The sequence below is a fragment of the Vibrio sp. SSH13-20 genome (assembly GCF_040104475.1).
GTDB classification, from domain to species: Bacteria; Pseudomonadota; Gammaproteobacteria; order Enterobacterales; family Vibrionaceae; genus Vibrio; species Vibrio harveyi.
Window position 1 is genome coordinate 382,064 of the sequence record NZ_JBECOU010000002.1, and the last position, 21,019, is coordinate 403,082.

General features: G+C 45.1%; 21 protein-coding genes. 17 read left to right on the top strand and 4 right to left on the bottom strand.

Annotated elements, in window-relative coordinates; all coding sequences use genetic code 11:
* Positions 1 to 29 precede the first annotated feature (29 nt).
* The 15 genes from ABMY42_RS06965 (at position 30) to ABMY42_RS07035 (ending at position 12,347) form a co-directional block, all read left to right on the top strand.
* Positions 30 to 1,145: a chemotaxis response regulator protein-glutamate methylesterase gene (locus ABMY42_RS06965; RefSeq protein ID WP_005448394.1), complete on the top strand. Its 1,116-nt coding sequence runs from the start codon at positions 30 to 32 to the stop codon at positions 1,143 to 1,145.
* An 8-nt stretch (positions 1,146 to 1,153) separates the two neighbouring features.
* Positions 1,154 to 1,933, top strand: a complete 780-nt coding sequence (locus ABMY42_RS06970; protein WP_005448395.1) for a ParA family protein — start codon at positions 1,154 to 1,156, stop codon at positions 1,931 to 1,933.
* Positions 1,923 to 3,056 carry a chemotaxis protein CheW gene (locus ABMY42_RS06975; protein WP_349266154.1) on the top strand — a complete coding sequence of 378 codons (1,134 nt, stop codon included), beginning with the start codon at positions 1,923 to 1,925 and terminating at the stop codon, positions 3,054 to 3,056. Before ABMY42_RS06970 ends, ABMY42_RS06975 begins: the two co-directional genes overlap by 11 nt.
* A 36-nt stretch (positions 3,057 to 3,092) precedes the next feature.
* Positions 3,093 to 3,587, top strand: a complete 495-nt coding sequence (locus ABMY42_RS06980) for a chemotaxis protein CheW (protein WP_005438733.1) — start codon at positions 3,093 to 3,095, stop codon at positions 3,585 to 3,587.
* Between the two features lie 14 nt (positions 3,588 to 3,601).
* The gene (locus tag ABMY42_RS06985) at positions 3,602 to 4,093 is read left to right on the top strand and encodes a DUF2802 domain-containing protein (protein WP_005447967.1); all 492 of its coding nucleotides are present in this window, start codon (positions 3,602 to 3,604) and stop codon (positions 4,091 to 4,093) included.
* Positions 4,094 to 4,292: 199 nt separating this feature from the next.
* Positions 4,293 to 4,910 carry a cytochrome c biogenesis heme-transporting ATPase CcmA gene (ccmA, locus tag ABMY42_RS06990; RefSeq protein WP_005447968.1) on the top strand — a complete coding sequence of 206 codons (618 nt, stop codon included), beginning with the start codon at positions 4,293 to 4,295 and terminating at the stop codon, positions 4,908 to 4,910.
* 1 nt (position 4,911) lies between these two features.
* Positions 4,912 to 5,580, top strand: a complete 669-nt coding sequence (gene ccmB / locus ABMY42_RS06995) for a heme exporter protein CcmB (RefSeq protein ID WP_005447970.1) — start codon at positions 4,912 to 4,914, stop codon at positions 5,578 to 5,580.
* Between the two features lie 109 nt (positions 5,581 to 5,689).
* On the top strand, positions 5,690 to 6,433 hold the full coding sequence (locus tag ABMY42_RS07000) for a heme ABC transporter permease (protein ID WP_005447972.1): 744 nt from the start codon (positions 5,690 to 5,692) through the stop codon (positions 6,431 to 6,433).
* Between the two features lie 11 nt (positions 6,434 to 6,444).
* The gene (gene ccmD, locus ABMY42_RS07005; protein WP_005447974.1) at positions 6,445 to 6,651 is read left to right on the top strand and encodes a heme exporter protein CcmD; all 207 of its coding nucleotides are present in this window, start codon (positions 6,445 to 6,447) and stop codon (positions 6,649 to 6,651) included.
* Positions 6,648 to 7,133 carry a cytochrome c maturation protein CcmE gene (gene ccmE / locus ABMY42_RS07010; RefSeq protein ID WP_005447975.1) on the top strand — a complete coding sequence of 162 codons (486 nt, stop codon included), beginning with the start codon at positions 6,648 to 6,650 and terminating at the stop codon, positions 7,131 to 7,133. The genes ccmD and ccmE overlap by 4 nt, the downstream gene beginning before the upstream one ends.
* Positions 7,130 to 9,115, top strand: a complete 1,986-nt coding sequence (locus ABMY42_RS07015) for a heme lyase CcmF/NrfE family subunit (protein ID WP_349266155.1) — start codon at positions 7,130 to 7,132, stop codon at positions 9,113 to 9,115. Before ccmE ends, ABMY42_RS07015 begins: the two co-directional genes overlap by 4 nt.
* Positions 9,116 to 9,670: a DsbE family thiol:disulfide interchange protein gene (locus ABMY42_RS07020; RefSeq protein ID WP_005447979.1), complete on the top strand. Its 555-nt coding sequence runs from the start codon at positions 9,116 to 9,118 to the stop codon at positions 9,668 to 9,670.
* The gene (locus ABMY42_RS07025) at positions 9,667 to 10,152 is read left to right on the top strand and encodes a cytochrome c-type biogenesis protein (protein WP_005447981.1); all 486 of its coding nucleotides are present in this window, start codon (positions 9,667 to 9,669) and stop codon (positions 10,150 to 10,152) included. The genes ABMY42_RS07020 and ABMY42_RS07025 overlap by 4 nt, the downstream gene beginning before the upstream one ends.
* On the top strand, positions 10,152 to 11,369 hold the full coding sequence (gene ccmI / locus ABMY42_RS07030) for a c-type cytochrome biogenesis protein CcmI (protein WP_349266156.1): 1,218 nt from the start codon (positions 10,152 to 10,154) through the stop codon (positions 11,367 to 11,369). Before ABMY42_RS07025 ends, ccmI begins: the two co-directional genes overlap by 1 nt.
* A 198-nt stretch (positions 11,370 to 11,567) precedes the next feature.
* Complete coding sequence (locus ABMY42_RS07035; protein WP_009698566.1) at positions 11,568 to 12,347, top strand: VacJ family lipoprotein; 780 nt, start codon at positions 11,568 to 11,570, stop codon at positions 12,345 to 12,347.
* 90 nt (positions 12,348 to 12,437) lie between these two features.
* Here ABMY42_RS07035 and ABMY42_RS07040 read toward each other — a convergent pair whose 3' ends face one another.
* The 4 genes from ABMY42_RS07040 to ABMY42_RS07055 form a co-directional block, all read right to left on the bottom strand.
* Positions 12,438 to 13,730 carry an outer membrane protein transport protein gene (locus ABMY42_RS07040; protein ID WP_017189316.1) on the bottom strand — a complete coding sequence of 431 codons (1,293 nt, stop codon included), beginning with the start codon at positions 13,728 to 13,730 and terminating at the stop codon, positions 12,438 to 12,440.
* Positions 13,731 to 14,039: 309 nt separating this feature from the next.
* The gene (locus ABMY42_RS07045) at positions 14,040 to 15,308 is read right to left on the bottom strand and encodes an outer membrane protein transport protein (RefSeq protein ID WP_017189317.1); all 1,269 of its coding nucleotides are present in this window, start codon (positions 15,306 to 15,308) and stop codon (positions 14,040 to 14,042) included.
* 298 nt (positions 15,309 to 15,606) lie between these two features.
* Entirely contained in the window at positions 15,607 to 16,338 is a 732-nt protein-coding gene (locus tag ABMY42_RS07050) for a DUF3379 domain-containing protein (protein ID WP_005447994.1), read from the bottom strand.
* A complete protein-coding gene (locus tag ABMY42_RS07055) occupies positions 16,331 to 16,906 on the bottom strand; it encodes a sigma-70 family RNA polymerase sigma factor (RefSeq protein WP_026000239.1) in 576 nt (191 codons plus the stop codon). Before ABMY42_RS07055 ends, ABMY42_RS07050 begins: the two co-directional genes overlap by 8 nt.
* Before the next feature lie 631 nt (positions 16,907 to 17,537).
* On the opposite strand from ABMY42_RS07055, the gene fadI reads away from it, so the two are divergent.
* Both fadI and fadJ read left to right on the top strand, forming a co-directional pair.
* Positions 17,538 to 18,845 carry an acetyl-CoA C-acyltransferase FadI gene (fadI, locus tag ABMY42_RS07060; protein WP_005433092.1) on the top strand — a complete coding sequence of 436 codons (1,308 nt, stop codon included), beginning with the start codon at positions 17,538 to 17,540 and terminating at the stop codon, positions 18,843 to 18,845.
* Entirely contained in the window at positions 18,845 to 20,959 is a 2,115-nt protein-coding gene (gene fadJ, locus ABMY42_RS07065; protein WP_349266157.1) for a fatty acid oxidation complex subunit alpha FadJ, read from the top strand. The genes fadI and fadJ overlap by 1 nt, the downstream gene beginning before the upstream one ends.
* Positions 20,960 to 21,019: the final 60 nt, after the last annotated feature.

Genomic DNA, 21,019 nt, shown 5'->3' on the forward strand with positions numbered 1-21,019 from the left:
GCGAAGCTGGAGTTGAAAAAAGGAATAAGATGGCGATTAAAGTACTAGTCGTTGATGATTCGAGTTTTTTCCGTCGTCGCGTTAGCGAAATCATCAACTCAGAATCGCGCCTAGAAGTGATAGACGTTGCGGTTAATGGCAGAGAAGCGGTTGAGAAAGCCAAAACTCTAAAACCTGACGTCATCACTATGGATATTGAAATGCCAGTCATGGACGGTATTACTGCCGTGCGTGAAATTATGGCTACGTCTCCTACGCCAATCCTAATGTTTTCGTCCCTGACTCATGATGGGGCGAAGGCTACGCTTGACGCACTAGACGCTGGTGCATTGGACTTCTTACCGAAGAAATTTGAAGATATTGCTCGTAACCGTGATGAAGCGGTATCGCTACTCCAACAACGTGTCATTCAAATTGCTTCTAAGCGCGCATTCATGCGTCGCCCAATGGCGAAACCTGCTGCGACTGCACCGAGCTCAACAACTCGCCCATTAGCATCACGCAATACTGCGCCTGCCGCAGCAACTGCAAGTCGCCCTGTGGCAGCAAAATACCGCGCTTCAGGTAAGAAATATCAGTTAACAGCTATCGGTACTTCCACTGGTGGTCCTGTTGCTCTGCAAAAAATTCTGACTCGTTTACCCGTAAACTATCCGCATCCAATTGTGCTGATCCAACATATGCCAGCTACTTTTACTGCTGCTTTTGCAAGTCGTTTAAATACGCTTTGTAAGATCCAAGTAAAAGAAGCTCAAGATGGTGACGTATTGCAAGCTGGTGTTGCCTATTTGGCGCCAGGCGGTAAGCAAATGATGATCGACGGTCGTGCAGGTGCTGCTCGTCTGCGCATTATCGATGGCGGCGACCGCATGAACTACAAACCTTGTGTGGATGTTACGTTTGGCTCTGCTGCAAAAGTATACGGTGACAAAGTATTGTCGATGGTACTGACAGGTATGGGGGCTGACGGTCGTGAAGGCGCACGCATGTTGAAATCAGCAGGCTCAACAATTTGGGCTCAAGATGAAGATAGTTGTGTGGTTTACGGTATGCCACAAGCGGTTGCGAAAGCGGGCATCTCTACAGAAGATTTACCTCTCGACCGCATTGCGGAACGCATGTTGGTAGAAGTGGGCTTAGCGTAGGAAAGATCATGATCGTTTGGAGTGTTGCTAACCAAAAAGGTGGGGTAGGGAAAACGACATCAACTGTGACGTTGGCTGGGCTATTGAGCCAAAAAGGTCATCGTGTATTGATGGTTGATACAGACCCTCATGCGTCACTGACGACTTACCTTGGTTATGATCCGGATGCAGTAACGTCGAGCTTGTTTGATTTGTTCCAATTGAAGACGTTTTCACGTGAGACAGTAAAGCCGTTAATCGTCGAGACTGAACTTGAAGGAATGGACATCATCCCGGCACATATGTCACTTGCAACGCTTGACCGTGTGATGGGAAACCGCAGCGGCATGGGCTTGATCTTAAAACGAGCGCTTCAAGCCGTAGCAGAAGATTATGACTATGTGTTGATCGACTGCCCGCCAATTCTTGGCGTAATGATGGTCAATGCGCTAGCAGCCAGTGATCGTATTCTTATCCCTGTTCAAACTGAGTTCTTAGCGATGAAAGGTCTTGAGCGTATGATGCGCACTTTGACCATTATGCAGAAGTCTCGTCCAGGTGGCTTTAAAGTGACGATCGTACCAACCATGTACGATAAGCGCACAAGAGCTTCGTTGCAGACACTGACTCAGCTTAAGAAAGATTATCCGAATCAGGTATGGACTTCTGCGGTGCCGATTGACACGAAATTCCGTGATGCAAGCTTAAAGCATTTACCAGCATCACACTTTGCTTCTGGTAGTCGTGGTGTGTTTGCTTACAAGCAACTGCTGATTTACTTGGAGAGGTTGGCGTTCGATGAGCAATAACGACGTACTTTCCAGTGAACAGGCGCTCGATGATTACTTCAGCGCATTGCTTGGCGAAGAGGTCGAGGTCATTGAGCAAGAGGAAGAGCTTGACTTACTCGCTCAAGAACTATCATCTGCAGAGCCAGAGCCAGAGCCAGAGCCAGAGCCAGAGCCAGAGCCAGAGCCAGAGCCAGAGCCAGAGCCAGAGCCAGAGCCAGAGCCAGAGCCAGAGCCAGAGCCAAAATTACAAATACAATACGCGGAACCAGAGTCGTACCAATACAGCGATACTTACTCACCTGAGTTAGAAGCGCCTAATTTGGAAGACGTTCAACGATTGTTAAGCCAGCTGGAATCCACCAATGTAGTGGCTGAGTTGGATATCGATGACATTTTGGATCAAAACACGATTGATATCGCAGCCGAAGCTAAATCAATCGAACCAGAAATTGAAATCGAAGCTGCGGCAGTTGCCGTGGATGAAATTCAAGAGTGGAATATCGAAGAAGAATTGATTCCTGCTGTTGAGACCGAGCAGCCAGAACCAGTTTGGACTCAATCTGAAACTGAAGCGTTTGAGCCTGAAGTTGACGTTGAAGCCGATGTGGAAGTCGAACAGCACATTGAGACAGAAGCCGAACTGGAAACGGAAACAGGCTCACTGTTGCCAAACACTTGGGAAAGCACGCAACGTAGCGAAGATTTTCAGGTGCTGTACTTTGATGTTAATGGTGTGACGTTTGCCGTTCCACTTGATGAGCTCGGTGGTATCCATCAAATTACGGAACTGAACCATTTGATAGGTCGTCCTGCATGGTACCTAGGTTTGCAAACCAGTCGTGAGCAACAATTTGATGTTGTCGACACTGCGAGGTGGGTGATGGCTGATAAGCTTCATGACGAAGAGTACAAAGATAACTACCAATACGTCGTTATGCTTGGTGAAAGCATGTGGGGGTTGGCAAGTAACCAATTAATGGGTACTGAGACTCTCAATATCGACAAAGTCCGTTGGCGTGAACAAGCAGGTAAGCGCCCTTGGCTAGCGGGCATGGTGAAAGAAAAAATGTGTGCTTTAATTCATGTCCAAGCACTTATAGACATGCTAAACGCTGGTTTAGATGTAAAATCACTGAATTAGATTTTTGGTCGGGAACGACAATTACGAGGATTAACTATGTCTCAAGCTTTTGAAGTAGAAGTGAAGAAAGATACATCGAACGACGAAGTTCTTCAGTGGGTGACGTTCCAACTAGAAGAAGAAACGTACGGCATTAATGTAATGCAAGTTCGCGAAGTTCTTCGCTACACAGAAATCGCTCCGGTTCCAGGTGCGCCAGATTACGTACTGGGTATTATCAACCTACGTGGTAATGTCGTAACGGTTATCGATACACGTTCACGTTTTGGTTTGATGGAAGGTGAAGTTACTGACAACACTCGCATCATCGTGATTGAGTCTGAGCGTCAAGTTATCGGTATCCTAGTAGATAGCGTCGCTGAAGTTGTTTACCTACGTTCTTCTGAGATCGACACTACGCCTTCTGTAGGTACGGACGAAAGCGCGAAATTCATCCAGGGTGTAAGCAACCGTGATGGCAAGCTACTTATTCTTGTTGATCTGAACAAGCTGCTAACTGATGACGAATGGGATGAGATGGCTCACCTATAATTGGCTGATGAATCATGGCTGACGAAACCTTCCTATCTTTACCGCTCTTAGTGGGCGGTCTAGCATTTGCCTTCTTGATTTTGCTTTTGTTGCAAATTCGCGTTCGTGCGGGTCTGCAAAAGCAAATGGACCAGCAGCGTGCGCAAGCACGTCACGCAGAAAAAGAAGTGCAAAAGCTAAACAAGCAATTGTTGGAAGTGCGTTCAGTGGTCGTTGGTTTAGGTCAAAAGGTCACTGAGCAACAAGATGTGATTCAACATCTTAATGAGCGCATTCGTGAACTTGAGCACGCAGATACAGATGGTCGTTTGTACAGCCGTGCTTCTAAAATGGTTCAACTTGGCGCTGACATCAATGAGTTGATTGAAGAGTGTGAATTGCCAAAAGCAGAAGCAGAATTGATGCTTTCTCTGCAGAAAAAACTGGCAGGTCAAGAGAAGATCCCTCCACTTAGCGGTCAACCATCAGATGATCCGACATACCCACCTCGTGGACGACGTCGATAAAGAATGAAAAAAGAAGCTTCGGCTTCTTTTTTTATTTTTAAAATAAAAACTTATAATCACTTATGGTTATTTTTATCAAAATGTGACTATAAGTTAACAAAAACTCACGAACTTACATACATCATCGCTTTCTTATCCTGTTTTGTCACAACTAAGCTGTGCTAATATAGCGACTCGTTCATTTTTTAGTTGAAGCCCTATGTTAGAAGTCTCTAACCTAACTGCGATCCGTGATGACAGGGTCCTGTTTGAAAACCTGCAATTCGAAATTAAACCTGGAGAGTTGGTCCAGATTGAAGGACGTAACGGTACAGGCAAAACCACATTGCTGCGTATTGTGACAGGGTTAGGGGACAGAGAAGAAGGCATCATCAAATGGAAAGGCGAAGAGGTTGAAAAGTCTCGTGATGTTTTCCATCAGGACCTTTTGTTCCTAGGGCATCAAACTGGCGTTAAACGCGAACTTACTGCGTTTGAAAACCTACGCTTTTACCAATCTATCCATAATAATCGTTCCTCAGATGAAGAAATCTTTGCTGCTTTAACCCAAGTGGGTCTTGCAGGCAGAGAAGATGTGCCTGTAGCACAACTTTCTGCAGGACAGCAGCGTCGCGTTGCATTGGCAAGACTGTGGCTAAGTAATCAAATTTTATGGATTTTGGACGAACCGTTAACTGCAATCGATAAACAAGGTGTGAAGGTGCTTGAATCGTTGTTTGCAAATCATGCAGACAATGGTGGCATTGTGATTTTAACGACACACCAAGATATGTTTGCAGACAGCCCGAAACTTAGAAAAATAAAACTGGGTGACTAATATGATTTCGGCAATGTCGACCATTATCCGCCGCGAGCTTTTGATTGCATTTCGCCGTCAAGCAGACATCTTGAACCCTTTGTGGTTTTTCATCATTGTTATCACACTTTTCCCTCTTAGCATCGGTCCAGAGCCTAATTTGTTAGCACGTATTGCAGCAGGCATTGTTTGGGTTGCTGCGTTGCTATCCGCCTTATTATCATTAGAACGTCTATTCCGTGATGATTATCAAGATGGTGCGCTTGAGCAAATGATGCTAATGCCGATCCCACTGCAACTTGTTGTGATTTCCAAGGTCATAGCTCACTGGTTGTTAACGGGATTGCCTCTGATCTTAATCAGTCCATTGTTGGCGATTCTATTATCTCTTGATTTTAATACTTGGCTGTCTGTTGTGCTGACATTAGTCATCGGTACACCGACATTGAGTTTTATCGGTGCTATTGGTGTAGCACTGACTGTTGGGTTGCAAAAAGGCGGCGTTCTTTTAAGTTTGCTAATTCTCCCGCTTTACATCCCAATTCTAATTTTCGCTACGTCCGCGATTGATGCCGCAGCACTGGGTATGGCGTATAACGGGCAATTAGCGATTTTAGGCGCAATGTTGATGGGGGCTGTCACTCTCACACCATTCGCCATCAGCGCAGCATTGAGAGTTAGTGTTAACTAACTCAGTAAAGTGCGCGTTTAGCGACGTTTGATCAAAGAATTATTATTAAAGCACTGCTACGGTCTCGACCCTCTGGACAGTGTCCCTGAAGTAAGAGTGAGAACTTAACATGTGGAAATGGCTACATCCTTATGCCAAGCCAGAAGCAGCTTATCACCTGAGCGGTAAGTTTCTTCCTTGGTTTTCTGTATTGGCCCTCGTATGCCTATCGGTTGGTACCGTCTGGGGGCTCGCATTTGCACCTTCGGATTACCAGCAAGGCGATAGTTTCCGAATCATTTACATCCACGTACCTTCGGCTATTTGGTCTATGGGCGTGTACATGTCGATGGCTATAGCTGCATTTATCGGCTTGGTTTGGCAAGTACGTCTATCTGACATGGCAGCACTGGCCATGGCGCCTATTGGTGCGGTATTCACCTTTATTGCTCTGTTAACGGGTGCCGTTTGGGGTAAACCTATGTGGGGCACTTGGTGGGTATGGGATGCTCGTCTAACCTCTGAACTTATTCTTCTATTCTTATACCTTGGTGTTATTGCACTTTACCACGCGTTTGACGATCAAAAGACAGCGGCAAAAGCGGCGGGTATTTTGGCAATCGTTGGTGTGGTCAACCTACCGATTATCCACTTCTCTGTTGAGTGGTGGAATACGCTTCACCAAGGCGCGACAATCACCAAATTTGAAAAACCATCCATCTCATCCAATATGCTTTGGCCGTTGCTGCTAAACATTTTTGGTTTTGCGTTCTTCTTTGGCGCGGTAACGATGGTGCGCTTCCGTAACGAAATTATCAGCAAAGAGAGTCATCGCCCTTGGGTGCAAAAACTCGCGGCTGAAAAAACTCAGTGAGGTAATTGAATATGCATTTTGAATCTCTGAGCGAACTCTTTGCCATGGGTGGCTACGCAGGTTACGTATGGAGCGCGTTTGGTATTACTTTCTTATCTATGATCATTCTTTTAATTTCGAGTATCCGCCGTGGGGATGCGTTGTTAAAAGAAGTGAAAGCGAAAATTGATCGTCAAGCGCGAGTCGACGCGGCGAAGAATATGGAGAACACGTTATGAACCCGAGACGTAAAAAGAGGCTAGGCATCGTTCTGGCTATCTTTATCGGTATTAGTGCAACCATCGGTTTGATGCTTTATGCGTTGAACCAAAATATGGATCTATTCTACACGCCGACGGAATTGGTAAATGGTAAACCTGACGGTACTAAACCAGAAGTTGGTCAGCGTTTGCGTATCGGCGGCATGGTGGTTGTAGGCTCAGTTCGCCGTGACCCAGAGTCACTAAAAGTGAGCTTTGATCTGCACGACGTGGGTCCTAAAGTGACGATCGTGTACGAAGGTATTCTTCCTGATTTGTTCCGCGAAGGTCAGGGTATTGTTGCTCAAGGTGTTCTTGAAGACGCAACAACCGTAAAAGCTTTTGAAGTGTTGGCAAAACACGATGAAGAGTACATGCCACCTGAAATTGCAGAAGCAATGAAGAAGACTCACGAGCCTCTGCAATACACATCAGAACAGAAACAAGGAAGCGGCCAATGATTGCTGAAATCGGTCACTTTGCCCTCATACTTTCGTTAGCAATGGCATTGTTGCTAAGCATATTGCCGTTATGGGGCGCATCAAATAACAACACTATGCTGATGAACACAGCGCGACCACTTTCATGGTCGATGTTCGTCATGCTGTTTTTCTCATTTGCGATTTTATGTTGGGGATTCTACACCAACGACTTTACGCTCCAATACGTTGCAAGTAACTCAAATAGCCAACTGCCTTGGTACTACCGCTTAACGGCTGTTTGGGGCGCGCACGAAGGCTCACTACTGCTTTGGGTACTTATCCAAGCTGCGTGGACAGTCGCGGTCGCTACTTTCAGTCGTGGTATGCCACAAGAATCCGTTGCGCGTGTACTTGCGGTAATGGGCATGATCTCAGTGGGCTTCCTACTATTTATCATCCTGACTTCGAACCCGTTCCTACGCACTTTGCCGTTCTTCCCGGTAGATGGTCGTGACTTGAACCCGCTTCTTCAAGACCCAGGTTTGATTGTTCACCCACCTATGCTTTACATGGGGTACGTAGGCTTCTCGGTTGCCTTCTCGTTCGCGATTGCGTCTTTGATGACTGGTCGTCTTGATACGGCTTGGGCTCGTTGGTCTCGTCCTTGGACAACCGCTGCTTGGGTATTCCTAACACTAGGTATCGCACTAGGTTCTTGGTGGGCATATTACGAACTTGGTTGGGGTGGCTGGTGGTTCTGGGATCCAGTGGAAAACGCATCATTCATGCCTTGGCTAGCGGGTACAGCACTGATGCACTCTCTAGCGGTAACAGAAAAGCGCGGTACATTTAAAGCGTGGACGGTACTTCTTGCTATTTCTGCATTCTCTTTGAGTTTATTAGGTACCTTCTTGGTGCGTTCCGGCATTTTGGTATCGGTACACGCGTTCGCGTCTGATCCATCACGCGGTATGTTTATTCTAGGTTTCCTAGTCTTTGTTATCGGTGGCTCACTCCTGCTATTCGCAGTGAAAGGGGCAGCGGTTCGTGTACGTGGTAATTTTGACTTGGTGTCGCGTGAAAACGCGCTGCTTGCAAACAACGTCCTTCTAATTGCTGCACTTGTTGTGGTTCTGGTTGGTACTTTGTTACCGTTGGTTCACAAACAAATTGGTCTTGGTTCAGTATCTATCGGCGCACCATTCTTCGACATGCTGTTTGCGTGGTTGATGATGCCATTCGCCTTCCTATTGGGTATTGGTCCTATGATCCGTTGGAAGCGCGATAATCTATCTAAGCTTATTAAGCCAATGATTGTTTCTGGTGTACTAGCTTTCGCACTAGGTGCGGTGTGCGTATTCCTGTTCGCCGATTTCTTCTCAGCGATGGCTTACATCGGTTGGGTAATGGCAATCTGGATCATTGCAATGCATGGCTTTGAGCTGTACGAGCGTGCTACTCACCGTCACAGCTTTGGCGAAGGTGTTCGTAAACTTCAACGTAGCCACTGGGCAATGATGCTTGGTCACATTGGTCTAGCCGTTACTGTGATTGGTATTGCCATGGTGCAAAACTACAGTATCGAACGTGACGTGCGTTTGGCTCCGGGTGATCACTTCAAGATTTACGGCTATGATTTCTACTTCTCAGGTCTACGTGACAAAGATGGTCCAAACTACGATGGTTACATCGCGGACTTTGAAATCACGAATGATGGTAAGTATGTGAACACGTTGCACGCTGAAAAACGTTTCTACCGTACAGCGAAGTCAATGATGACTGAAGCGGCAATCGACCGCGGTATCACTCGCGACCTATATATTGCGATGGGTGAACGTCTAGAAGATAACCGTTCTTGGGCGGTTCGTATTTACTACAAACCATTCGTTCGTTGGATCTGGGCTGGTTCATTGATCATGTCTTTGGGTGGTGCGCTTGCTATCTCTGATAGACGTTACCGCTTCCGCAAAACGGCTAAGAAAGGCGATAAGTCAAAGCTAGCGGAGCAGGAGGCAAAATAAATGAATAAGAAAGTCTTATTTATCCCGTTGGTAGCTTTCATGGTATTGGCGGGTATCTTCGCAACTCAGTTGGTTCGAAACCAAGAGGGTGACGATCCAACAAAACTTGAGTCAGTACTGGTTGGTAAGCCAGTACCTGAGTTCCATCTAGAGGATTTAGCTGAACCTGGTAAACAGTACGATCAGTCGATCTTTAAAGGCGAACCACTGTTGCTTAACGTTTGGGCGACTTGGTGTCCGACTTGTTACGCTGAACATAAGTACCTCAATGAGCTTGCAGGGAAAGGTGTGAAGATCATCGGCATGAACTACAAAGATGATCGCAACAAAGCGGTAGGTTGGCTGAACGATTTGGGTAATCCATACCTGATCAGCTTGTTTGATGGTAGCGGCATGCTAGGCCTAGACCTTGGCGTATATGGCGCTCCTGAAACATTTATCATCGATGCAAACGGTGTGATCCGTTACCGTCATGTTGGTGATGTAAACCCTCGCAACTGGGCGGAAACGTTGGAGCCGCTGTACACCAAGTTGGTTGAGGAGGCGAAGCAATGAGAAAGTTTTTCTTAGCGGCTTTTGCTGCGATGACATTTTCTCTTGCTGCTCATGCAGCGATTGAAGTGTATGAGTTTGACAATCTAGAGCAAGAACAGCAGTTCAAAGAGCTTGGTCATACTCTTCGTTGTCCTAAATGTCAGAACAACACCATCTCTGATTCGAATGCAGAATTGGCTCAAGACTTACGCCATAAGGTGTACGAAATGACCAAAGAAGGTAAGTCGAAAGATGAGATCGTGGACTACATGATTGCTCGTTACGGCAACTTCGTAACGTACAATCCTCCGTTTACTTTTGCTACTGCAATTCTGTGGCTAGGTCCACTAGCAGTGGTATTAGGTGGCTTTGGTTTAATCGTGCTGCGTAGCCGAAAATCAAAAGCAAAAGCAGTTCAAGCAAGTAACGAACAATGGGACGAAGAAAAAGAAGCGCGTCTCAAATCATTGCTTGATGAAGAGAACAACGGAGATAAGAAGTAATGACACTATTTTGGGTTTCTACCGTTGTTCTTACGCTGATAGCTTGTGTCTTAGTTGCACTGCCGCTGCTTAAGCAAAAAGCCAACAACGATGAAGTGTTACGTGATGAGCTTAACAAAGCGTTCTATAAAGACCGCCTATCTGAGCTTGCTGAAGAAACAGACGAAGGTCTAGTCGAGAGCCAAGATGATTTGATTTCCGATCTGAAGCAATCTCTTCTGGACGATATCCCTGGTGATAAAAAGCAAAAGGAAACACATGTTTCTCCGATTGCTGTTTTGATCCCATCAGTGATTTTGACAGTGGTATTGAGCTACGGTCTTTACTACAAGTTTGGCGCATCTCAAGACGTTGTGAAGTGGCAGGAAGTAAACGAGAACCTTCCTGAACTTTCTAAAAAGCTAATGTCTGCAGCATCTGAGCCACTCAGTGATGATGAAATGGCTGATCTCTCTTTGGCTCTGCGCACACGCCTGCATTACCAACCTGAAGACTCAACCGGTTGGTTGCTATTAGGTCGTATTGCTTTGGCGAACCGAGATGTGACGACTTCCATTGATGCAATGGAAAAAGCGTACAAGCTAGAACCAAAAGATCCAGATGTTCAACTTGGTTACGCACAAGCTCTGATGCTTTCTCAAGACGAGATGGATCAAGCAACGGCTCGTTCTCTGCTTGGTAAACTGATGCAACAAGATTACGTTGACCTACGTGTCTTCTCTCTACTTGCGTTTGATGCATTTGAGCGCCAAGATTTCCCAGCAGCGATTAAGTATTGGGGTATCATGCAGCAAATGATCGGTCCTGAAGACAGCCGCTATGAAATGCTAGGTCGCAGTATCGAAAGTGCACGTAAGCAAATGGGTGAAGCGGTTTCTCCAGACAAGAGTGTGGCAGTGACTATTAACGTAGCTCCAGAAGCTCAACTTGATCCAAATGCGGTATTGATTGTGTCAGTACATCGCGCAGATGGTTCTCCGATGCCTGTTGCGGCAGCTCGCTACCCATTAGGTACGTTCCCTCGTACAGTCGTACTGGATGATGGTAATGCGATGATGGACGGTCAGAAGCTATCTTCTCTAGATAAGTTGATGGTTCGCGTTCGTGTTGACTCGGATGGTAACGTTGCAACTCGTGACCAAGATTGGCATGGTGAAAGCCAAGTCGTTGATTTTGGTCAGCCAGTAGAAGTGATGATAGATAAACAGTATCAATAATTCATGAACGTCTCTAATAATTGACACTTAAGGATTGTTAGGACGGTTTTGTGGTATGACTACCAACTATCGAGTAGAATAATAAAGGCCAGCGCATGCTGGCCTTTACTTATATACCCAAATGACTTTTTCCAAAGTACTAAACGTACGTAAAACACAGGTCATTTAGGGGTATTAATCGTCGTTATGGAACGTAGAATGTATAACAAGGGTAAATCCATCTTCTTGTTGCTGTTCGCTGTTGGACTGGTTGGCTGTTCAACTGCACCCGAGGAAGCGGTAACAGAAGAAAACGAAACTAATCAAACAACTTCTGATGTTTATGATCCATTGGAAAGTTTCAACCGCACAATGTGGGAACTGAACTACGATTATCTTGACCCGTATTTAGTTCGCCCAGTGTCTCTTGCGTATGTTGATTACACGCCTGTGCCAATTCGCTCTGGTATTGCTAACTTCCTAGCTAACTTAGACGAACCTGCGAGTGTGGTGAATAACCTAGTTATGGGAAATGGCACTAAAGCCGTTGATCACTTTAACCGCTTCTGGATTAACTCGACATTCGGTATCTTAGGTCTGTTTGACGTTGCAACGGCTGCTGGTATCACCAAGTACGACAACAAAGAGTTTAGTAGTGTGGTTGGTCACTATGGTGTAGGTAACGGTCCATATTTTATGGTGCCGGGCTACGGTCCATATACATTGCGTGAAGTGACAGACACTGTGGATGGTATGTACTTGCCACTTTCATACCTAAACTTCTGGGCAGGCTTAGGTAAATGGGCGCTGGAAGGTATGGAAAAACGTGCTCTGTTAGTACCACAAGAAGCACAGCTTGAAGCATCGCCTGATCCATATGTATTAACTCGTGACGTTTACATTCAACGTCAAAACTTTAAAGCAGAAATCAGTACGACTGATGAAGTAGATGCGGAAGAAGAAGCGTACTTAGACGAGTATTTAGAAGAAGACTTCTAATCGCTTTATACAGAAAAACAAAAAGGCTTGGTGAAAACCAAGCCTTTCTTTTTATCGGTAACTTTCTTTTATCGATAAATAGCGTTCAGATTAGAACTTGTAGTTCGCTTGAACACCGATTAGCCATACGTTACCTGTTACTTCACCAGAGAATTCTCCACCAAATGTAGCAGGATCTTTCATTGGTGGCATACCATCAGTGCGACCTTCATACATTGAAGCATCTTTCGCAAAAATATAGGTAAAGCCAGCGTCTAGTGTTAGATTCTTAGACCATTCGTAACCAGCACCAATACTTAACCATAGACGATCCGTTTCAGGGATAGTAGCTGTACGGTTTTCGTCACTCACAGCAGAAGTGTCGTATGCAACACCTGAGCGTAGCGTCCATTTTTGGTCAAGTTTGTAAGTAGTACCTACAGCGAAGCGGTAGTTATCTTCCCAGTTTTCTTCTTTGATCAAATTTGATGCTTCACCTGGGAAGTCGGCTACTAGCTCTTTAAAACTACTCCAATTAGTCCAGTTGATGCTTGCATGAATCGCTAATTGTTCATTTAACTGATGGTAGCTTGCTAGTTCCGCCGTTGCTGGCAGAGCTAGGTCCATCGAGCCATTTTTATGAGCATTTGGATCTGCTGGGTTGAAACCAAGACCTTTTGCATAACCTTCTAGTGTTAGATCTACTTCAGATTTGTAAGCAAAACCAATACGGTTATTAGCGTTGATTTGCCATGCAGTGCCTACTTGCCAGCCCCATGCCGTATCGTCACCTTCCATGTATTTAAGAGTGGTTCCTGCTAGCTTGTCACCCATCTGTGGTGGCATAACTGCGCCGAAGCTGCCATCTGCCATGACATAGCGGATACCGCCACCAACACTAAGCTTTTCGTTTAGCTTGTATGCTGCATTTAGGTTCGCTTCCATTGAGAATACGCTAGCTTGGTTACCAAAGTTAGCTGCAGCAAAATCTTTACCTAGGTCCGTTTCCATACCGTAGTTAGTGCCAAGGGCAAAGCCAATAGCAAATTTGTCATTGTATTGGTGAGAAAAGTAGAAGTTCGGAATGACGGCATCGTGTGCAAAGTCATGAGAGTTTGCAGCGTTTGGACCATTCACGTAAGTCGACGTGCCATCAACATCGATGTTTGGGTTTACATAGATAGCGCCAACAGACACTTGTGTGCCTTCTAGGTAAGTTAGCATAGCTGGGTTACGCCATTGTGCACTTGCGTTATCAGCCATTGCCGCTTCACCAGCGTATGCACGACCTAGACCAGTCGCAGAGTATTCTGCAAGTTGGAAACCTGCTGCGTTTGCAACGCTTGAAGTACTAAGTAGACCGAATGCCACTGCTGTTGATAGGAGAGTCTTGTTGGTTTTCATTGTAATGTTCGCTGAGTTATTTATAACGTGGGGCGAAAGTTTACGTCTAGAGTTATTACTTTAGAAATGAAAAGCCAATAAAACAGTGTTTTCAGGCGAATCATCTATATATTTCAATATATTTAGAGGATATAACTAACTGTAATGGCGGTGTGAAAAAAACTCAGCGAACACTTGTGAGTCATAATTGTGAGTTTTGATTACACGTGTGCGCCCAAATTGGGTGAATGTAAAACGATAGATAAGAAAAAAGGCTGGAATTCCAGCCTTTTATATAGAGAGTGTTTATATTAGCTTGCTACGTGATGCTTAGAAGCTGCGGCTGTATTGTAAGCCGAATAGGATAGCATCTGCATGCGTTGTCGCTTGAATTTTACTTAGCTCAACACCTACGGTTGTATTCTCGTTAACTTTAACATCATCACCCATTAGGTAAGTAAAGCCAAAGTCTACGTTAGACTTGGTGTCGATATGGTATGTGAAACCTGCAGAGAACCACTGACGATCTGAGTCTGGCACTGAAATAGAAGTCACTTTATCTTGTGCGCTAGTGTCGTACATGTAGCCTGCACGTAGTGTCCAGTCGTTGTTTAGGTAGTAAGTACCACCGATTGAGTAGTGCCAACCATCTTGCCATTCGTAAGGCTTGTCATAGCTGCCAGTCAGTACAGAATCTTGTAGGTTCTCGAATTCAATTTTGTCAAACGCACTCCAACCAATGTATTGGATAGAGTAGTGAACTGCGAATTTAGTGTCGGTAATTTTGTGGTAACCTGAGAATTCAGCCATATCTGGTAGAGGTAGTGTGATCTTCTGACCTTTGTCGTCTTCAGCTTCAAACTCAGGGCTGTAACGGTAAGATAGACCAAAACGGTTGTTTTCATCTAACTCAAACACAGTACCAACATTGAAACCAAAGGCAAAGCCATCAGCTTTATCCACGTCTAACAGTGGAGTACCTGCAGCTGGTACTGGTCCAATGTTCATAGGTGGAAAACCTTTACCTGCAACGCGCTTCATTGTGCCTTGACCGTAAATTAGGTCTAGACCTGCACCGAAGCTCCATTGTTCGTTTAGACGGTATGAACCAGCTACACCAAAGTTAAAGCTTTTAACGTCAGTAAGACCGCCATACTCTGCTGCTACATAGCTATCTGAAAACTCAGTTTTAGTACCGAAGTTTGAGTATGCGTTTACACCCCATGCAAATTTTTCATTAACAGGTACGATAAGGTGAATGTTTGGAGCGATTGAAGTGCCGCCGACATCATCAGTGTCTGCAACATCTTGAGGACCAGTGAATGTTCCCGAATATGTAACGTCTTTTACTTCAATTAGAGAAGTAATACTTTCAAAACCAAGAGATAGCTCAGTTTTGTCAAATAGAGCCATTGCCGCAGGGTTGCGAGCCATTACAGAAGCGTTATCTGCAATTACCGCATCACCGGCGAATGCACGACCGATACCAGTTGCTGATTGTGCGTTTAGCTGGAAACCAGCCGCCATTGCTTGACCAGATGCCATTGCAACCGTCACTGCTAGGAGAGTCTTTTTAAACAGACGCGTATTCTGAGTCATTTTTTATTCCTTATTAGTTTCGTCTCTTTGGACGATAAGTTGAGCTTTTGCTCAGTGGCGCAGATAGTAGTATTAAGAGTGGACCATACAAATCCGACCATTGGATAAATTTGAATAAAAATTGCAGAAATGATGTCTAAATGTCGGGAAATTGCATCTAAAGTGCATAATTTAGAGTTTTGACTCTAAACTCAATAGTTGGCGTGAATGCTTTTTGTATTATTCATAAACAAAAAGCCGCTAAATTTCGAAATTTAGCGGCTTTTTAGTAGCTAGTGGTGTCGTTTCGCTGAAGTTATTACATCGGCTCCATCATTGGAGCAAGTTTTGCTGCAATCGCATCGATGTCTTCACCGCTGTTACCAACAAGAATCATGCTGGCTTTACCCACAGGCTTCACAACACCGCTCATACCATCTTTATCAAAATCGACTTTCTGGTCGCTCTTCACGTCAGTAACAAACATGGTTACTTTGCCTTCTTTACCTTGAAAAACCATATGAAGGGCGTTTGACTCACCAAAGCCGCAATGGTTTAAGTAGTAAACATGGTACGGAAAGCTACCGTTAAGTTGATAATGGAACGGCATCATTTTCGCGTTTACTTGCTTGCTTGAAACATCCTCATCGAGGTTGCGTACAAATGACTCTTCCGCCACCACGTGTTTCATTGCGGTATCTGCTAGGCTCGCTTGAGCTGGAGAGACAATAACGTTCCCCCAGTTGATTTGACCTACCAATAAACCAGCAGTAAAAGCAACCGATGCAGCCAACGCCATTGCTTTGCGAGCAAAGTTCGGTCTAACCACATTATCGTTATCAAGCGCATTCGACGTTTGATTAAACAGAATTTTGTCGGCTAGATCTTCAGGCACATCCACATTCATGGCTTGCTTGATTTTAAGGTCGAGATCCAAAACGTCATCAACAAACTTACTGTTAGCGTCGTTCTCAGCTAAAGCTTGAAGAATCTCTTCATCCTTCTGTTTTGGATCCGACAAAATACGACGACGAAATTCTAAATCATCCATTTTTTTGTCCTCTCTGAGTATCTTGAGAATCCAACATCTCTTTTAATTGATTACGGGCGCGGAAAAGGCGCGTCATTACAGTGTTCTTGTTTAGATCAAGAATGCTGCCGATTTCTTCTCCACTGAAACCACCAACAACTTGAAGAAACAAAGGCTCACGGTATTCGACGTCAAGCTTCATTATCTGAGCTTGTAGCCATTCCTGCTGATGATGTGGGTCATCGCTAACTTTAGCATCATTGCCGTAGTCATCGATATCAACCAAATCAAATTGTTTACGCTCGAAGCGGCGCGCGTTTTCTCGTCTCAATATAGTAATAAGCCAAGATTTTGCTGCCTTTTCATCTTGAAGACTATCCAGTGACTTCCATGCGCGCAAACAGGTTTCTTGAACCAAATCTTCTGCAATCGCCTTGTCTTTGCATAACCAGTAAGCGTAGCGATACAAGTCTCTGTGATAGCCCCGAACAAGAGCTTCGTATTTTCTTTGTCTGTCCATATCAGAGTTGACCGGACTGTTGGAATTTTTCTTTCCAAACATTTTAAATATTGCCACAGGAGCCTCCATCTTGCTCTGTGAGGTCATATATACCGATTGTATTTATGAACGATCCGACTACATCGAGATGTAGTGTCGCAGCAGCACAATATACTTCTTCAATGATCAAGCACTTATTTGAAGTGATGATAAATTATTCTATATAGTTTTAATAAGCGTTTTCATGCAACTATTTTAGAGTGATCAAGACTCTTTCGTACTTTGATACGTTCAGAAACTATAAAATCACCATAAAATTGATCTATTTCAAAATCTGATGCAGTGAAGGGGCTATAGTACATCTTGTCATCTAGTTAGTCATTGACGACTAACATGTTGAGCAAGATGACACTTCCTTTTGAAGGCTGACTTTACTTTCTCCTAATCAGGAAACTGATTAATTTTACAATTGGCGTATGTTAATTGTTTTATAGATATTCCGACCACACAGTTTTGTGTGGTTTTTTTTTGCTTCAATTTTACCTTCCGCACACTTCTCTTCATTTTAACTCACTATAGTTAATCATTCTTAATCGCCTAAGAATCAATGAACTAGAGCAATAGATCTACTCGCTTCACGTTTATTTAAACGCATGTTTGATAAATTTAACAAACTGATTACAATGCATCAGGTCAGACCTCTTGTATTTAAGGAGAAACAATGGGCAAGCAGGAAGTGAAAACACGCCACGGTGAACGTGTTGCTATTGTCGCAGGGCTACGAACCCCCTTTGCTCGTCAAAGCACTGAGTTCAGCCAGGTGCCAGCGGTCGATTTAGGCAAAATGGTAGTGAGCGAAATGCTTGCTCGCACAGACATCGATCCGAAACTCATCGAACAAGTGGTATTTGGACAAGTAGTTCAAATGCCAGAAGCGCCAAACATTGCACGTGAAATTGTGCTTGGCACAGGAATGCACATCCATACTGATGCCTACAGCGTTACTCGCGCGTGCGCGACTAGCTTCCAAGCTGCAGTTAACGTTGCTGAGAGCATTATGGCGGGCAGCATTGATGTTGGTATCGCGGGTGGTGCGGACTCTTCATCGGTTTTACCAATTGGTGTTTCTAAGAAACTTGCCGCGAACTTGCTTGCGCTAAGTAAAACCAAAACGCTGGGTCAAAAGCTCAACATTCTCAAAAAACTCAGCTTTAAAGATTTAATGCCAGTACCGCCGGCTGTGGCTGAGTACTCGACGGGTCTTTCAATGGGTCAAACTGCTGAGCAAATGGCGAAGTCACACGGCATTACTCGTGCAGAACAAGACGCTTTGGCGCACCGTTCTCACTCTCTAGCTTCGCAAGCTTGGAAAGACGGCAAAATCCAAGACGAAGTGATGACGGCTTTCCCAGAACCTTACAAAAAGTGGATCTCTGAAGATAACAACATTCGTCATGATTCGACATTAGAAGGCTACGCAAAACTGCGTCCGGCTTTCGACCGTCAATACGGCAGCGTAACAGCGGCGAACAGTACACCATTAACCGATGGTGGTGCGGCGGTGATGCTAATGCGTGAAGGCAAAGCGAAAGAGCTTGGTATGGAAATACTTGGCTACATTCGCGGTTATGCATTCTCAGCCATTGGTGTGGAAATGGACATGCTAATGGGACCAACATACGCGACAGCAAAAGTGTTGGAGAACACAGGTCTAGAACTTTCAGACCTAACGCTTATCGATATGCACGAAGCCTTTGCTGCTCAAGCATTGGCGAACGTGAAGATGTTTGCTTCTGATAAATTTGCCCAAGAAAACCTAGGTCGCTCGAAAGCGATAGGTGAGATCGACATGGATAAGTTCAACGTCCTTGGCGGTTCAATTGCCTATGGTCACCCATTTGCCGCAACTGGCGCACGTATGATGACGCAAACGCTGCGTGAGCTTAAACGTCGTGGCGGTGGTCTTGCGTTGAATACCGCATGTGCCGCAGGTGGCCTTGGTGCAGCAATGATTTTGGAGGTTGAGTAATGAGCGAGCAAAAAGCATTTAGTCTAAAGATTGATGAGCAGAACATTGCTTGGCTAGCCATCGATGTGCCAAACGAGAAAATGAACACGTTGCAAGCGGCGTTTGCAGATGAGATGAAAGAGATCTTCGCTCAACTCAAAGACACCAGCGGCGTGAAAGGGATGATCATTCATTCTTTAAAACCAGATAACTTTGTTGCTGGTGCCGACGTTCGTATGCTTGAAGCGTGCACAACGGCGAGCGAAGCGGAAGCATTGGCTAAGCAAGGTCAAGAGTTATTCCAGCAGTTGTCTGATCTGCCTTATCCGGTTGTTGCTGCGATTCACGGTCCATGTCTAGGTGGTGGCTTAGAGCTTGCTCTAGCGTGTGACTACCGTGTGTGTACCGATTCCGATAAGACGCGTCTTGGTTTGCCTGAAGTGCAACTTGGTTTGTTGCCTGGTTCTGGTGGTACTCAGCGCCTTCCTCGTCTGATTGGTCTGTTGCCTTCGTTAGACCTCATCCTTACAGGTAAACAACTGCGTGCCAAGAAAGCGAAAAAACTTGGCGTTGTTGATGCGTGTGTACCAGAGACGATTCTTCTTGATGTAGCGAAGCAGCTTATCGAAAAAGGGAAGAACAAAGGTAAGAAGAAGCAATCGACAAAAGAGAAGTTGATGTCGGGCAGCGGTTTAGGTCGTAAGTTTGTGTTTGAGCAAGCCGCGAAGAAAACCAATGAGAAGACCCGTGGTAACTACCCAGCAACGGTTGCGATTCTCGAAGTCATTCAGCACGGTCTTGAAAAAGGTTTTGCTCAAGGTCAAGAGCTTGAAGCGAAGCGCTTTGGCGAATTGGTGATGAGCTCAGAATCAAAAGCACTGCGCTCTATTTTCTTTGCTACCACTGAAATGAAGAAAGAAAACGGTGCGGAAGCCGAGCCTGCAGCTGTCAACCGAGTTGGCGTCTTGGGTGGCGGTCTAATGGGGGCAGGCATCAGCCATGTTTCTGTTGCGAAAGCGAAAGTGCCAGTACGTATTAAAGACGTTAGCAATGATGGTGTGCTTAACGCGTTGAACTACAACTACAAGTTGTTCGAAAAGCAGCGTAAGCGCCGCATTATCTCTAAAGCGGGCCTGCAATCTAAAATGCTGCAACTGTCTGGTGGCATTGACTTCACAAGCTTCAACCATATTGATGTGGTTATCGAAGCCGTGTTTGAAGATCTTGACCTGAAACAGACGATGGTTGCGGATATTGAAGCGAACGCAAAACCAGAGACCATCTTTGCGACTAACACGTCTTCGCTGCCAATTCACAAAATTGCGGAAAAAGCAGAGCGTCCGGAAAACATCGTCGGTCTGCATTACTTCAGCCCAGTGGAGAAAATGCCATTGGTGGAAGTGATTCCTCACGAAACCACGTCAGAAGAGACCATTTCTACCGTTGTTGCACTAGCGAAGAAGCAGGGTAAGACACCAATCGTCGTGAAAGATAAAGCGGGCTTCTATGTAAACCGCATTCTTGCGCCTTACATGAACGAAGCTGCACACATCTTGCTGGCAAGTGAGCCGATCGAACAACTTGATGGAGCGTTGCTCGACTTCGGTTTCCCAGTTGGTCCTATCACATTGTTGGATGAAGTCGGTGTGGATATCGGTGCTAAGATCATGCCGATCTTGGTTAACGAATTGGGCGAACGATTTAAAGGTCCTGATGTATTCGACACACTACTGAATGACGGTCGAAAAGGTCGTAAGAGTGGTAAAGGCTTCTACACCTACAAAGGCAAGAAGAAAGAAGTCGATAAGTCCGTCTACAAGCTATTGAACTTGACGCCAGAGTCTAAGCTGAGCGACAACGACATTGCACTGCGTTGTGTGTTGCCAATGCTAAACGAAGCGGTTCGCTGTTTAGACGACGGTATTATCCGTTCTCCACGCGATGGTGATATCGGTGCGATCTTTGGTATTGGTTTCCCACCATTCCTAGGTGGTCCATTCCGTTACATGGATCAATTCGGTTTGAAAGAATTGGTTGAGAAAATGAACGAGTTTGCATCGAAATACGGCGATCGTTACGCGCCATGTGATGGCTTACTCACTCGTGCGGGTGAAGGTCGTAACTTCTATGATTAATGGCTTGCGCTAAAAATAGAAAGGCTTGCGTGATGCAAGCCTTTTTTGTATCAGTGCTAA